Annotated in this window: 11 protein-coding genes; 6 read left to right on the top strand and 5 right to left on the bottom strand. The window is 73.3% G+C overall.

Going from position 1 to position 14,810, the window contains the following annotated elements; genetic code table 11:
• Positions 1-7 precede the first annotated feature (7 nt).
• The gene (locus R7226_RS06625; protein ID WP_318596256.1) at positions 8-2,275 is read left to right on the top strand and encodes a molybdopterin-dependent oxidoreductase; all 2,268 of its coding nucleotides are present in this window, start codon (positions 8-10) and stop codon (positions 2,273-2,275) included.
• Between the two features lie 17 nt (positions 2,276-2,292).
• On the opposite strand, the gene R7226_RS06620 is transcribed toward R7226_RS06625, so the two are convergent.
• Complete coding sequence (locus R7226_RS06620; RefSeq protein WP_318596255.1) at positions 2,293-2,490, bottom strand: hypothetical protein; 198 nt, start codon at positions 2,488-2,490, stop codon at positions 2,293-2,295.
• Between the two features lie 30 nt (positions 2,491-2,520).
• Here R7226_RS06620 and R7226_RS06615 point away from each other — a divergent pair, with 30 nt between their 5' ends.
• Positions 2,521-4,167, top strand: coding sequence for an alkaline phosphatase D family protein (locus R7226_RS06615; RefSeq protein WP_318596254.1), 1,647 nt, complete (start codon positions 2,521-2,523; stop codon positions 4,165-4,167).
• A 32-nt stretch (positions 4,168-4,199) separates the two neighbouring features.
• Here R7226_RS06615 and R7226_RS06610 read toward each other — a convergent pair whose 3' ends face one another.
• Both R7226_RS06610 and R7226_RS06605 read right to left on the bottom strand, forming a co-directional pair.
• Positions 4,200-5,060: an AraC family transcriptional regulator gene (locus R7226_RS06610; RefSeq protein WP_318596253.1), complete on the bottom strand. Its 861-nt coding sequence runs from the start codon at positions 5,058-5,060 to the stop codon at positions 4,200-4,202.
• Complete coding sequence (locus R7226_RS06605; RefSeq protein WP_318596252.1) at positions 5,057-5,656, bottom strand: TetR/AcrR family transcriptional regulator; 600 nt, start codon at positions 5,654-5,656, stop codon at positions 5,057-5,059. Before R7226_RS06605 ends, R7226_RS06610 begins: the two co-directional genes overlap by 4 nt.
• 60 nt (positions 5,657-5,716) lie before the next feature.
• Here R7226_RS06605 and R7226_RS06600 point away from each other — a divergent pair, with 60 nt between their 5' ends.
• Together R7226_RS06600 and R7226_RS06595 are read left to right on the top strand one after the other, a co-directional pair.
• Complete coding sequence (locus R7226_RS06600) at positions 5,717-6,559, top strand: alpha/beta fold hydrolase (RefSeq protein ID WP_318596251.1); 843 nt, start codon at positions 5,717-5,719, stop codon at positions 6,557-6,559.
• 132 nt (positions 6,560-6,691) lie between these two features.
• Positions 6,692-8,308, top strand: coding sequence for an ABC-F family ATP-binding cassette domain-containing protein (locus tag R7226_RS06595; protein ID WP_318596250.1), 1,617 nt, complete (start codon positions 6,692-6,694; stop codon positions 8,306-8,308).
• A gap of 11 nt (positions 8,309-8,319) precedes the next feature.
• On the opposite strand, the gene R7226_RS06590 is transcribed toward R7226_RS06595, so the two are convergent.
• Positions 8,320-9,069, bottom strand: coding sequence for a TetR/AcrR family transcriptional regulator (locus R7226_RS06590; protein WP_318596249.1), 750 nt, complete (start codon positions 9,067-9,069; stop codon positions 8,320-8,322).
• 77 nt (positions 9,070-9,146) lie between these two features.
• Between R7226_RS06590 and R7226_RS06585 the strand changes: the two genes are divergently transcribed.
• Positions 9,147-10,136, top strand: coding sequence for an ATP-binding cassette domain-containing protein (locus tag R7226_RS06585; protein ID WP_318596248.1), 990 nt, complete (start codon positions 9,147-9,149; stop codon positions 10,134-10,136).
• Entirely contained in the window at positions 10,133-10,924 is a 792-nt protein-coding gene (locus tag R7226_RS06580) for an ABC transporter permease (protein WP_318596247.1), read from the top strand. The genes R7226_RS06585 and R7226_RS06580 overlap by 4 nt, the downstream gene beginning before the upstream one ends.
• Before the next feature lie 36 nt (positions 10,925-10,960).
• Here the strand turns inward: R7226_RS06580 and R7226_RS06575 are convergent, their stop codons facing one another.
• Entirely contained in the window at positions 10,961-14,704 is a 3,744-nt protein-coding gene (locus R7226_RS06575) for an alpha-L-rhamnosidase-related protein (protein WP_318596246.1), read from the bottom strand.
• Positions 14,705-14,810: the final 106 nt, after the last annotated feature.

Here is a 14,810-nt window from a genome sequence, read left to right as displayed (position 1 = left end):
AGCGGCGATGGGCGGCGGCGACGAGCAGACGGTCTGGCAGCAGAGCGCGTGCATCCTCTGCGAGTGCAACTGCGGGATCGAGGTCCAGCTCGACGGCCGCAGGCTGGCCCGCATCCGCGGCGACAGAGCCCATCCCGCCTCGCAGGGCTACACCTGCAACAAGGCGCTGCGGCTCGACCACTACCAGAACGGCCGCGACCGTCTCACGAGCCCGCTGCGACGCACCGCCGACGGCAGCTACGAGCCGATCGACTGGGAGACCGCGATCACCGAGATCGCCGCCGGGCTCTCGGCCGTCCGCGACGAGCACGGCGGCGAGTCGATCTTCTACTACGGCGGCGGCGGCCAGGGCAACCACCTCGGCGGCGCCTACAGCCGCGCCGTGCTGGCGACGCTCGGCAACCGCTATCGCTCGAGCGCGCTGGCGCAGGAGAAGATGGGCGAGGGCTTCGTCGACGCGCACCTCTACGGCGGCCACACGCGCGGCGACTTCGAGCACGCTGAGGTCGCGCTGTTCGTCGGCAAGAACCCGTGGCAGTCGCAGTCGTTCCCGCGCGCCCGCATCGTGCTGAAGGAGCTGAGCAGCGACCCCGAGCGCGCGCTGATCGTGCTCGACCCGGTCGTCACCGAGACGGCCAGAATCGCCGACGTCCACCTGCAGGTCCGCCCCGGCGGCGACGCCTGGTGCCTCGCCGCGCTGCTCGGCGTGCTCGTGCAGGAGGGGCTGACCGACAGCGCCTTCCTCGACGAGCGCACGACCGGCGCCGAGGCGGTGCTGCAAGCACTGCGCGCGATTCCGGTCGCCGACTTCGCGCGCCGCGCCGGCGTGCCGCTGGAGCAGGTCGAGACGGCCGCGCGGCGGATCGGCCGCGCCGAGTCGGTCGCGACGTTCGAGGACCTCGGCATCCAGCAGGGGCCCAACAGCGTCCTCTGCTCCTACCTCAACAAGCTCGTCTGGCTGCTGCGCGGCAGCTTCGGGAAGCCGGGCGCGATGCACCTGCACTCGTGGATGGCGCCGCTGGCGCGCTACAAGATCGACAGCGCGACGACGCCGGTCTCCGGCGCCCCGATCGTCGGCGGGCTGGTGCCGTGCAACGCGATCCCGGACGAGATCCTGACCGACCACCCGCAGCGGCTGCGGGCGATGATCGTCGAGAGCGCCAACCCCGCCCACTCGCTCGCCGACTCGGGCCGCTGGCGCGAGGCGCTGCGAGCGCTCGACCTCGTCGTCGTGATCGACGTCGCGCTGAGCGAGACCGCCCGCCAGGCCGACTACGTGCTGCCGGCAGCGAGCCAGTTCGAGAAGTGGGAGGCGACCTTCTTCAACCTCGAGTTCCCGCGCAACACCTTCCAGCTGCGCGCGCCGCTGCTCGACCCGCTGCCGGGGACGTTGCCCGAGCCGGAGATCTGGGCGCGGATCATGCGCGCGCTGGACGTGATCCCGGAGACGACGCTCGCGCCGCTGCGGGCGGCCGCGCAGGCCGGCCGGCTGGAGTTCGCGACCGCCTTCCTGACCGCCGCCGGCGGCGACCCGCGGCTCGCGGCGGCGGCGCCGTTCGTGCTGTACGAGACGCTCGGCCCGACGCTGCCCGACGGCGCCCAGGCGGCCGCCGCGCTGTGGGGCCTCGCGCACCGCTGCGCGATGACCTACCCCGACGCGGTGCGCGGCGCCGGCCACGAGGGCGAGGGGCCCGCGCTCGGCGAGGCGCTGTTCGACGCGCTGCTGACGGGCCGCTCCGGCATCACCTTCACGCTCGACGACTACGAGGACGCCTGGCGCTACGTCAGAACGGCCGACGGCCGCATCGCGCTGGAGATCCCGGAGCTGCTCGACGAGCTGCGCGCGCTCGACGCGAGCGCGCCGGGCTGGACCAGCGACGAGTTCCCGTTCGTGCTCTCAGCCGGCGAGCGGCGCGCCTCGACGGCGAACACGATCATCCGCGACCCGGCGTGGCGCAAGCGCGACGCGCAGGGCGCGCTGCGGATCGCGCCCGCCGACGCGGAGCGGCTCGGCCTGCTCGGCGACGGCGCACGCGCCCGGATCACGACCGCAACCGGCGCCGTCGAGACGCCGGTCGAGGTCAACGCGGCGATGCAGCCCGGCCACGTCTCGCTGCCGAACGGGCTCGGGCTCGACTATCCCGGCGACGACGGCCGGCCGGTCACGACCGGCGTCGCGCTCAACGAGCTGACGTCACTGACGTGGCGCGACCCGCGCGCGCTGACGCCGTGGCACAAGCACGTGCCGGCGCGGGTGGAGGCGGTCGCCGGCTGAGCGCCGGCGCGCCGCCGTCAGTCCCGCGCGGTGACGCGGTCGAGCTCGATCTCGACGCCTTCGCGCGTGTCGGGGAAGACGACGTAGGCGAGCGGAGGACCGCCGAAGAAGGTGGCGTTGTCGCCGCCTCCGACGAAGATCGCCTCGCGCGCCGCGCCGTCCGGTCCGTGGACCCAGACTCTCTGACCCTGATGAAACATGCCGTCGCCGCTCATGCCCCGAACGCTACCGGGTACAACAGGGCGGTGCCCAATCTGATTCTCGGTCCGATCCTCCGTTACGTCGGGCCGACACAGGCGACCGTCTGGGTCGAGACCGACGGCGCCTGCGAGGTCGCGGCGCTCGGAGCGAGCTCGCGCACGTTCGAGGTCGCCGGCCACCACTACGCGCTCGTCGAGGCCGACAGCCTCCCGACCGGCGCCGAGCTGGAGTACGAGGTGACGCTCGACGGCGTCGCCGTCTGGCCGCATGCCGGCGAGCCGAAGGGCTGCGTGCGCACGCCGCGGCGCGAGGACGCGCTGCGGCTCGCCTTCGCCTCCTGCCGCGTCGCCGCCCCGCACGAGCCGCCGTACACGCTCTCGAAGACCGACGACGATCGCGGCCGCGGCGTCGACGCGCTCGCCGCGCTGGCGCGGCGGATGCGCGACGAGGCGCCGCGCGACTGGCCCGACGCGCTGCTGCTGGTCGGCGACCAGGTCTACGCCGACGAGGTCTCGCCGGCGATCAGAGAGCGGATGCGCGCGAGGCACGGCGAGCGCGACGCGCCGCTGGAGGTCGCCGACTTCGAGGAGTACACGTGGCTCTACCACGAGGCGTGGGGCGACGAGCAGATCCGCTGGCTGCTGGCCTCGGTCCCGAGCGCGATGATCTTCGACGACCACGACGTGCGTGACGACTGGAACACGTCCGGCGCGTGGGTCAGATACGTGCGCGGGCTGCCGTGGTGGCGCGAGCGGCTGATCGGCGCCTACATGTCGTACTGGCTCTACCAGCACCTCGGCAACATGACGCCGGAGGAGCTGAGCGAGAACGAGCTGCTGGCGGCGCTGCGCGCGGGCGACGGCGACGGCGAGCCGCTGCTGCGCGCCTTCGCCGAGCAGGCGGCTGACGAGGTCGCCGGCTCGCGCTGGTCGTTCCGGCGTGACTTCGGCCGCACGCGGCTGATCGTGCTCGACTCGCGCGCGGGCCGCATCGTCGAGGACGACCGCCACCGCCGGATGCTCTCCGACGAACAGTGGGAGTGGGTCAGAGGGCAGCTCGGCGGCGACGTCGACCACCTGCTGATCGCGACCTCGCTGCCGTTCCTGCTGGCGCCGGCGCTGCACGACGTCGAAGCGTGGAACGAGGCCGTCTGCGCCGGGGCGTGGGGCCGCGCCGCCGCATGGGTCGGCGAGAAGCTGCGGCAGGGGCTCGACCTCGAGCACTGGGCCGCCTTCCAGACGAGCTTCCACGACCTCGTCGACGAGCTGCGGGCGGTCGGCGCGGGCGAGCGCGGCGAGGCGCCCGGTTCGATCATCGTGCTGTCCGGCGACGTCCACCACGCCTACGTCGCCGAGGCCGGCTTCCCCCGCGGCAGCGGCGTCAGCAGCGCCGTCGTGCAGGCGGTCTGCTCGCCGATGCGCAACCCGCTCGACGCGAGAGAGCGCCGCTTCATGAGAGTGATGCACAGACGGCCGGCGGCGAAGCTGGCGCGCTGGCTGGCGCGCGCGGCCGGCGTCGAGGAGCCGCGGATGCGCTGGCGGCTGATGGCGCCGGCGACCTTCGACAACCACGTCGGCACGCTGGAGCTGGACGGCCGCGGCGCCACCATGAAGATCGAGTGCACGCGACCCGACGAGTGGCGCGAGCCGCGACTGCACGAGAGCTTCTCGCGCACGATCGCGGAGATCTGAGCGGGTCAGGCGGCGACGGGCGGCGCGGCGCTCTACGCCGCGACGGTCGCGGCTGCCGCGACCGCGCAGGCGGCGGCGTAGTCGGCCGGGGTGCGCCCGACGACGGCCTTGAACTCGTTGATGAAGTGAGCCTGGTCGAAGTAGCCGACCTCGACGGCGAGGCCGGCGAGGTCGACCGCCGGCTGCTCGGCGATCCGCTCCGCCGCCGTGTGCAGTCGCTGGCGCCGCACGACCCACTTGGGGCTGACGCCGACGTAGTCGTGGAAGAGCCGCTGCAGCGTGCGCGGCGAGACGTGGCAGCGCGCGGCGAGCTGGTCGACGCGGGTGATCGCGGGCTCGTCGAGCAGCAGCTGCACGATCCCGGCGACCTCCGCCACGCGCGCGTCGGGGCCGTCGCTGCGCTCGCGCAGGAACTGCTCGACGTGGGCGATCCGCTCGGCGGTCGCCTCCTCCCCGCGCACGCGCGCCTCCAGCGCGTCGGCGTCGGCGCGCCCGAAGACATCCGCCAGCGGGACGGTGCGGTCGGTCAGCGCCGCGACCGGCAGCGCGACGAACGGGCGGAAGCCGCCGGGACGGAATCTGGTGCCGAGCACCCAGCCGCGCTCGCGCAGCTCGTGGCTGGTGCGCGTCGTGCCGACGCCCCAGACGAAGGCGCCGTCGGGCTCGAAGGAGAGGTTCACGTTGGGGTGGTTGACGATCTCCTGCGCGAACGGGGCGCGGCCGCGCAGGTCCCACTCGACGGTCCAGTGACGGTCGAGCGCATGGCGCAGGTCGAGCGCCGGGTTGTGGCGGCCGAGGCGGAAGATCGCGCCCTCGTTGTCGGGCTCGAGGATCCCGCGCATGCTGCGGCCGGCGCCGTCGCGTCCCCGCGCCGCGCCGCTCGCCGGAGTCATCTCAGCTCCAGCGGCGCGACGAGCGCGTGCAGCGCGCTGCGCATCTCCGCCCGCGCGGTGTCCTGGTCCTCGGCGCGGGCGACGTAGAGCGCGGCCTCGTCGAGCGCGCCGATCAGCACGTGCGCGAGCGGGCGGACCGGCTGCTCGGCTATTCGCCCGGCCGCGATCGCGCCGTGCAGCGCCGCCTCGACGATGCCGATCCCGTTCGCCTGGCCCGAGGCGCGCCAGCGCTCCCAGCCGAGCACCGCCGGCGCCTCGATCAGCGCGATCCGCTGGACCTCGTGATCGCTGGCGGCCTCCAGCCACGCGTCGACGCCGGCGAGCATCCCCTCCCACGGATCGGCGACGTCGGCGAGCAGCAGGCCGATGCGGCCGATCAGCTCCTGCTCGACCTGCTCGTGGACGGCGGCGAACAGCTCCGTCTTGTCCGCGAACTGGTGGTAGAGCGCGCCGCGCGTGACGCCGGCCGCTCTGACGATCGCCTCGGTCCCGACGGCGGCGAAGCCGTGCTCGGCGAACAGCGGCCGCGCAGCGGCCAGCAGCGCGGAGCGCGTGGTGTCGGAGCGTTCCCTCTGCGTTCGCCGGTTGACTCTCATACAGACTGTACGTATGTTACTTGCAGCATCCGCGAGAAGAGTAGGACGAAAGGGGTCCCCATGTCCGAGATCACGCTGCCACAGGGAACGGTCCGCTACCGCGAGCGCGGCCCCGCCGACGGCCCGGCCGTCCTGTTCGTGCACGGCTTCCTCGGCAACGGCACGCTGTGGGACGGCGTCGCCGAGCGGCTCGCGCAGCGCGGCATGCGGACCTTCCAGCCCGACCTGCCGCTCGGCGCCCACCCGATCGCGCTCGACCCGGCCGCCGACCTCTCGCCGCGCGGCGTCGCGCGCCTGATCGCCGCCTTCGCCGCGGCGCTGGAGCTGGAGGACGTGACGCTCGTCGGCAACGACTCCGGCGGCGCGGTCTGCCAGTTCCTGCTCGACACCGACCCGTCGCGGATCGGCCGCCTCGTGCTGACCAACTGCGATGCCTTCGAGGCCTTCCCGCCGAAGCCGTTCAACCTGATCCTGCAGGCGGCGCGCCGGCCGTGGCTGTTCCGCGCGGCGATGGAGCCGACGCGCGCGACCGCCGTGCGCCACAGCCCGCTCGCGTTCGGCCTGCTCGCGCACCGCCTCGATCCCGCGCAGACGCGCGACTGGGTGCTGCCGTACCTGACCGACGCCGGCGTCCGCCGCGACGCGGCGAAGTTCTGCCGCGGCGTCGACCCGCGCGAGCTGACGGCGGTCGCGAGCCGCCTGCGCCGCTTCGACGGCCCCGTGCTGCTCTGCTGGGGCAAGGACGACCGCTTCTTCAAGCCCGCGCTCGCCCACCGCCTGCAGGCCTGCTTCGCCGACGCCCGCGTCGTCGAAGTCGACGATGCCCGCACCTTCGTCCCGATCGACCAGCCGGCGCGCGTCGCCGACGAGATCACCGCCTTCACCGCTCGCGTGCCGGCGTGATACCTTGACCGTCGGCCTCCGGGCCGACCTATGCGCATCTCTGACTGACAGCCGCCCACGAGCCACGACCGGTGATCACCGGTCGTCGCGGCTGTCCCCGTCCGAGAACCTCGCGCATCGAAGGAGCACTGCATGTCATCGGCGTTGCTCGACGCCCATCAGATCACCCGTCGGCACGGTGCCCGCACCGTGCTCGACAGCATCGACCTGCGCGTCGATGCGCACAGCCGGATCGCGCTGGTCGGCCCCAACGGCGCCGGCAAGTCGACGTTGCTGCGGATCCTCGCCGGGCTGGAACAGCCCGACAGCGGCCGCGTGCGCGCAACCGGCACCGTCGGCTATCTGCCGCAGCTGGCGAGCGAGCCGGGGGAGGAGCGCGCGACCGTGCGCGAGACGATCCTCGAACGGATCGGCGTCGCCGGCGCGACGCGCGAGCTCGACCGGCTGACCGCCGCGCTCGACGGCGGCGACCTCGACGCGATCGACGAGCACGCCGCGGCGCTCGTGCGCTGGGTCACGCTCGGCGGCGCCGACGCGGAGGCGCGGCTGGCCGCCGCGGCGAGCGAGCTGGGGCTCGACGCCGAGCTGCTCGACCGCCCGCTGCGGACGCTCTCCGGCGGGCAGGCCGCGCGCGCCGGCCTCGCCGCGCTGCGCACCTCGCGCTACGACGTGGTGCTGCTCGACGAGCCGACCAACCACCTCGACGCCGACGGGCTGGAGCGGCTCGCCGGGCTGCTCGCCGAACGCGAAGGCGGGATCGTGCTCGTCTCGCACGACCGCGCGCTGCTCGCCGAGGTCGCCGATCGCGTCGTCGTGCTCGATCCGCGCACCGGCGCGGCGACCGCGTACGCCGGCGGCTGGGACGCCTACGAGCAGGAGCGGGCGACCGCGCGTGAGCGGGCCGTCGCCGCGCACGACGACGCGCTCGCCAAGCGCGCCCAGCTGCGTGCCGCGGCGACCGAGTCGCGCCGTCGCGCGGCAACCACCGCCAGCAAGCTCGACCGCCGCCCGCGTGACGGCGACAAGCACGTCAAGCAGTGGTACGCGGCGCGCGCCGACGGCGTCCAGCATCGCGCCTCGGTCGTCGCCAGGCGCGCCGAGCGGATCGATGTCCCGGACAAGCCGTGGCAGGAGCGGCCGCTGCGACTGCGGCTGACCGCCGCCGAGCGGCGCGGCGGCGCGGTCGTCGCGCTGGACGACGCGCGGGTCGAGCGCGGCGGCTTCGCGGTCGGGCCGCTCGACCTCGCGCTCGAGCACGGCGACCGCGTGCTGCTGAGCGGAGCGAACGGCAGCGGCAAGTCGACGCTGCTCGGCGCGCTCGCGGGAACGCTGCCGCTCGCCGGCGGGACGCGGCGGCTGGCGCCGGGCGCGGTCGTCGCGCAGCTCGGCCAGGCGCGCGACCAACTCGCGCGCGATCCGCGCTCGCTGGCCGCGGCGGTGCGCGAGCTGACGGGTCTGAGCGAGTCGGACGCGCGCACCGCGCTCGCCTCCTACGGCCTGGAGGCCGACGCCGCCGAGCGCCCGGCGCAGACGCTGTCGCCGGGCGAGCGGACGCGCGCGGAGCTGGCCGTGCTCGCCCATCGCCGCGCGACCTGCCTGCTGCTCGACGAGCCGACCAACCACCTCGACGTCGCCTCGCTGGAGACGCTGGAGGCGGCGCTCGCCGACTGGCCGGGAGCGCTCGTCGTCGCCACGCACGACCGGCGCCTGCGCGCGGCGCTCGCGCTGACGCGGGAGGTGGCGCTGTGAGCCGCCGCCGCTCAGCCGCGGCGTCTGTCGATCAGCACGCCGAGCCCGTCGAGCAGTCGCTGCAGGCCGAACTCGAACTCGTCGGGCGCGTTCTCGTAGCCGCCCGCGGTGTAGATCGCGGTGATCGTCGGATAGCGCTCGGGGTCGAAGTGGTGCTGCCAGAACTCGTCGCGCGCCCCCCACCACTCCTCGTCGGAGATGCCGCTCTCACGCACGGCGCGCGCCTTCATCAGCTCACCGTGCGCGGCGCCGCGCACATACGCGGCGAGCGACGAGACGGCCGGCGACAGCTCGGCCTTCGTCAGGCCGGTGTCGGCGACGACGCGCAGCACCGACTCATAGACGTCGAAGGTGCCGGGGCCCAGCGGCGGGCGCGAGCCGGAGATCTCCAGCACCCACGGATGGCGCAGGTAGAAGGCGAGATCGAGCCGCGCGACCGCCTCCAGCTGCTCGCGCCAGTGGCCGGGCAGCTCGTGGGCCCGCGGCTGCCGCCGCAGGACGGCGTCGAACATCAGCTCGACGAGCGTCTCCTTGCTCGGCACGTAGCGGTACAGCGACATCGCGCCGACGCCGAGCACTCTCGCGACCGCCCGCATCGACATCGCGTCGAGCCCGACGTCGTCGGCCAGCTCGATCGCGGTGTCGACGACCTGCTCCAGCGTCAGCTTCGGCTTCGGCCCGCGCGCCGGCCGCGCGCTCGGCTGCCACAGCATCCGCAGCGCTTCGTCGGACGCGGCTCTTCTGTCATCGGGGGTCGCCATTGCATGCGGAACTATAACTGCGTATGGTGTACGCGCAACACCGTACGCTGTACTCAGATAGAGAAGGGAGTGAATCAGTGACGACCACCAGACCCGCGATCGTCGCCTCCGGGCTGCGCAAGCGCTACGGCGACAAGCTGGCGCTGGACGGCCTCGACCTCGAGGTCGCCGAGGGCAGCGTGCTCGGCCTGCTCGGTCCCAATGGCGCCGGCAAGACGACGGCGGTCAGCATCCTCACGACGCTGCTGCGCCCCGACGGCGGCCGCGCCGAGGTCGCCGGCTTCGACGTCGCGACGCAGGCCGCGCAGGTGCGCACCCGCATCGGCCTGACCGGCCAGACGGACGCGATCGACGAGATCCTCACCGGCCGCCAGAACCTCGTCATGTTCGGGAGACTGCACCACCTCTCCCCGCGCGCCGCGCGCAAGCGCGCCGACGAACTGCTGGAGCAGTTCGGCCTGACCGAGGCGGCCGACCGCCAGGCGAAGGGCTACTCGGGCGGGATGAAGCGACGGCTCGACCTCGCCGTCAGCTTCGTGACGGCGCCGAAGGTGCTGTTCCTCGACGAGCCGACGACCGGGCAGGACCCGCGCAACCGCATGGAGGTGTGGTCGGTCGTGCGCACGCTGGTCGCGGGTGGCACGACCGTGCTGCTGACGACCCACTACCTCGACGAGGCCGACCAGCTCGCCGACCGCATCTCGGTCGTCGACCGCGGCCGCGTGATCGCCGACGGCACGCCGAACGAGCTGAAGTCGCGCCTCGGCGCAAGCCAGGTCGACCTCGTGCTGCGCGACGAGCGGCAGCTCGACGAGGCGACCGAGATCGTCGCGCGCGTCAGCGGCGCGACGCCCGACGTCGACCGCGAGCGGCGCCGCGTCAGCGCGCCGGTGCACGACCGCGTCGCGAGCCTCACCGACGTGCTCGCCGGCCTGCAGGCGGCGGCGGTCGCGGTCGAGGACGTGGCGCTGCGCCAGCCGACGCTCGACGACGTCTTCATGCAGTTGACGGGCACGCGCGCGGAGAGCGACGACCCGGCCGCGGACACGACGGAGGTGGCGGCATGAACTCGCTGCGCTGGACGGCGAAGGACACCTGGACACTGGCCGTGCGCGACCTGCTGCACTGGCGCTACGAGCCAGCGCGGATCGCCTGGAGCCTCGCCTTCCCGGTGATGTCGATCCTGCTGTTCGGCTACGTCTTCGGCAGCGCGATCGTCGTCCCCGGCGGCGCCGACTACCGCGAGTACCTGATGCCGGGCCTGTTCGTGATGGCGGCCGCCTTCGGCATCAGCGAATCGCTGTTCGGGATCGCGATGGACGCCGAGCGCGGGATCACCAATCGCTTCCGCGCGATGCCGATGTCACGCGCGGCGATCCTCGGCGGCGGCTGCCTGGCGGCGATGATCAACGCCGTCATCAACTTCGTCGTGATGATCGCGATGGGGCTGGCGGTCGGCTGGAGCTGGCACGACGGGGTCGGCAACGCGCTGCTCGCCGTCGGGCTGCTCCTGCTGCTGCGCTTCTCGGTGCTGTGGATCGGGATCTGGATCGGCCTCGCGATCACCTCGATCGAGTCGGCCGGCAACATCTCCGGGCTGCTGTTCCCGTTCACGATGATCTCGGCGATCTTCGTCTCACCGTCGCAGATGCCCGACTGGCTCGGGACGATCGCGGCCTGGAACCCGCTCTCCTCGACCGTCGGCGCCGCGCGCGAGCTGTTCGGCAACGGCGATCCGGCGGGGACGAGCTGGATCGAGCAGCACGCGATCCTGATGGCGGTCGTCTGGCCGCTGGTGCTGATCGCGATCTTCGCGCCGTTGGCAATCCGGCGGTACCAACAGATGTCGCGCTGAAAGCGGGAGGGCGGCACAGCCGCCCTCCCGATCAGCTCATCTTCTTGCTCTCACCACGCTGAACCGCACCGTTCTCGCGACCGAGCGATTGCCCGCTCTGTCGCGTGCGACGAGCGTCAGGCGGTACCTCCCCGCCGGGCGCTTGCCGAGCTTCACCTTCAGCGTGCGGTTGCCGGCGGCGAGCGTCTTGGAGACGTTGCCGGCGGCGCGCCAGCGGCCTCTGACGGCGCGCTGGAGCGTGACCTTCACGGTCGCGCGCTCCGACAGCCGCAGCCGCAGCGCGAGCGTTCCTCGCACGCGGATCCGCTGATCGCCGACGAGCTTGACCGCCGTCAGCTTCGGCTCCACGCGATCTCTTCTCGCCGGCGCTCTTCTGGCCGGCGGCGCGGGCGGCGTCGGCGGGGTGCCGCCACCGCCGCCCGGCGTCGGCGGGCCCGGAGGCGGCGTCGCCGCGGCCGGCTCGAAGCGCGCGTCGCCCGAGCCGACGGTGAAGACGGCGGCGCCATCCTCGATCCGCTCGAAGCGCGGTGCGCCCGCGCCGCTGGCGGTGACGCCCGCGGCGTCGGTCACGCCCGGGATCCGCACCTCGGCACGCTGGTTGGTCGGCACGCTCACGTCGAGCGTGATGCCGCGCTCACCGCGCGCCCATCTGACCGCGACCGTGCCGCGCTGGGTCCAGACCGACCCGCTCGCGGTCCGCAGGCGGTCGCCGCGCAGCGTCGGCGGCTCGATCGCGACGGTCGCCGCGCCCGGGCTGGTCACCTTCACGCCGAGCAGCGTCTCGACGACGTCGACGATCGCCCACGAGCCCCAGCCGTGCGAGTGGCTGTCGCTGCTTCTGACGTTCGGCTCGGCGCAGCGCGGGGTCGTGCAGCCGGGGCTCCACTGCTCCCACATGAAGGTGCCGCCCTCGGCGATCGTGCGGGCAGGCCCATCGCCCGCGCGATCGGTGAGCAGGCGCAGCACCGCGTCGTCGCGGCCGGCTCTGGCGAGCGCGTCGAGCAGGATGTGGAGCGTCATCGGCCCCTGGTTCATGCCGAGCCGCTCGATCTCGTCGGCGAGGACCGGCCACTGCGCTCTCGGCGCGACGCCGTAGTAGATCGGGTAGCTCTGCGCGTGCTGCGCGCTGTTGTCGATCTGCGCGTTGCCGGGCTGGCGCGAGAGGCCGTCGGTGTAGAGGCCGCTCGGCCGCACCAGCTTGCCGTTGATCGCGCCGGTGAGCGCGTCGGCCCACTGGCCGTACTGCGCCGCCTCGCCACCGCGACCGAGCACTCTCGCCGCCTCCGCGGTCGCGCGGATCGCCCCGACGCCGGAGGCGTTGTGGACGGTGCGGGCGGCGTTGTCGTCGAAGGTGTAGCCGTAGCGCATCGGCGCCGGCCAGTCGATGATGCCGTTTCTGTAGGAGCTGGTGCCGCCCGGCAGGTCGAAGACGAGCCCGGCCGCGTCGCCGCTGCCGGCGACCGCGCCGTTGACGTAGGCGGAGACCGCCTGCATCGCCGGGTAGGCCTCTTCCAGCAGCGCTCTGTCGCCGGTCGTCAGGTAGTAGCGCCAGACCCAGTCGGGGAACATCTCCGTGTAGTCGGGGATGTCGCGCATGTTGTCGCCGTTGGGATAGACCGAGTTCATGCGGCCGGGCGTCCCGAGGCTCGGATACGAGCACGGCACCTCCAGTGCCGTGCAGTAGCCGTTGCTCGCCGCCGTCCAGCTGTGCGTCTGCGAGTGGATCGCGTCGCGGATGCCGCGCACGGTCGCGTTGCGCTCGCCGAGCGCGAGCATGTTCGCCCACGAGATGTCGACGCCGTCGCCGAGGAAGCCGGCCTTCTCACGCGTCGGCGTGTCGAGGTAGGTGTCCTGGACCGAGTCGCGGCCGGAGCGCCGCATCAGCTCGAAGACGGCGTTCAGCGTCGCGTCGTCGGACTCGAACCGCGCCAGCCGCTCGTCGCGGTCGTCGGTGTGCTGCTCGACGGCGACGAGGTCGCTCGCGTTCAGCGGCTCGCCGGCGCCGGGGGCGCTGACCTGCAGATAGCGCCAGCCCCAGTACTGGTACGGCTCGGCCGTCTGCGCGCCGTCCTTCTGCGTGTAGTAGTTGGCGAGGTTGCTCGACTGCGTGTCCTGGTTGTCGGTGCCGGCGCGCGAGCCCTCGACATAGGCGAGGTTCGCGTGCGCGCGCTCCAGCGGCCGGTCGAGCACGATGCCCGTGCCGTCGGCGCCGGCCGTGCCGACCGCGACGATGCGGCGGACCTCGGGATCGCCCTCGCCCTTGTTGATGCCGGGCGCGTCGACCGTGATGCGGTCGCCCGCGACGAAGTTGCCGACCGCTCTCACCTTCACCGTCGCGTCGCCCGCGGCGGCCGGCGCGGCGAGCAGCGTGTTGTTGAGGCGGAAGCTCGTCAGCAGCGTGATCTGCCGTCCGGCGACGCCCTCGCGGAAGCGCACGCGCGGAACGCCGGCGACGACGCGGCCCATGTCGGCGATCACGGTGCCGTCGGCCAGCTCTCTGACGGAGACCGGTCTGTGCAGCTTGCGCGTGACGCCGGCGATCGACGGCTCCAGGTGCGTGAAGGTCGTGCGCAGCGGGTTGACCGGGCGCGGATGGGCGCCGATCGCGTACGCCTGCTCCCAGCCGGAGTCGTCGAAGCCGGCGGTGTCCCAGCCGGGCTGCTCCAGGCGCGCGTCGTAACGCTCGACGCGGTCGCCGGCGTCGCCGTTGCGGTAGGTGAGCGTCTCGTTCGTGAGCGCTCTGTCCTTCGAGACGCTCCAGCTCTCGTCGGTGACGAAGGTCTGGCGCGAGCCGTCGGCGTGGTCGACGACGACCTTCGCGATCAGGCCCGAGGGGCCGGCGAGGTCGACGACGGCCGCTCTCTCGACCTGCGCTCTGGTGAGCGCGGGCGTCACGGTGACGCCGCTGCCGGCGGCTCCGGCGGTGCCGATCGCCGTCACGGTGACGCGCTCTCTGTCGGCGCCGCTGCCGACGTCGACCTGGTCGCCGACGTCGAAGACGCCGACCGAGTTGACCTTCAGCGCGGTGTCGCCGGGCGCGGCCGCGGCGGCGAGCGTCGTGTTCGACGCGGGGCCGTTCGCGCGCCCCTGGCAGGTGCACGTCCAGTAGTGGTATCTGGCGGCGAGCGCGAGCGGCTGGCCGGCGGTGACCTGCGCGGTCACGTCGGTCGCCGTGTACTGCGCCTCGTTGGGGTAGTAGAAGCTCGAGTCGCGCACGACGCGCGTGCCGTTCACGTGCAGCTCGTACTGCCCCATCGCCGAGACGTAGGCGCGGGCGCGCACGACGGGGCTGCCGCCGACCTGGACCTGCTTGCGCGCGAGCGTGAAGTCGATCGCGGAGTCGTTGCCGGTCGTGATCCGGCGGATCCACTTGGCCCCCGACCAGTCGCCGTCGCGCAGGCCTGTGTCGAAGCGCGCCGCCGGCGCCCACGGCGAGGCGTCGCCGTCGCCGTCCCAGGTGCGGACGGTCCACTCGTAGCTGGCGCCGACCGCCAGTCTCGGCCCTTCGTAGCCGACGTACGCCTGCGCGTCGGAGTCGACCTTGCCGCTGTCCCAGACGGGATCGTCGTCGCCCGGCCGCTGCACACGCAGCTGGTAGGCGCTCTGAACGTCGTCGCCGCGCTCGCTGCCCGGCATCCAGCCGAACTGCGGCGGACCCTCGACGTTCAGCGGCCGCTCCTGGTCGCGGACGGTCAGCTGACTCGGCGCCGGCACGTCGGCCGCGGCCGTCGCGGCACTCGCCCCGCCCGCGGCCAGCACGCAGCCAGCCGACACCGCCACCCGTGCCAGGGTGGTTCTCCCAAGACTTCGCATTGCTCTCCTCGCTCTTTCCTGCGCGAAACAGAGCAGTTCTGTCCAAGATCAATCAGATTCAAACGAGTTCGCA

The sequence above is a fragment of the Conexibacter stalactiti genome, from assembly GCF_033542075.1.
Classification (GTDB): Bacteria; Actinomycetota; Thermoleophilia; order Solirubrobacterales; family Solirubrobacteraceae; genus Conexibacter; species Conexibacter stalactiti.
The sequence above is the reverse complement of the archived record's forward strand: the minus strand, read 5'-3'. Positions and strand labels throughout refer to the sequence as shown.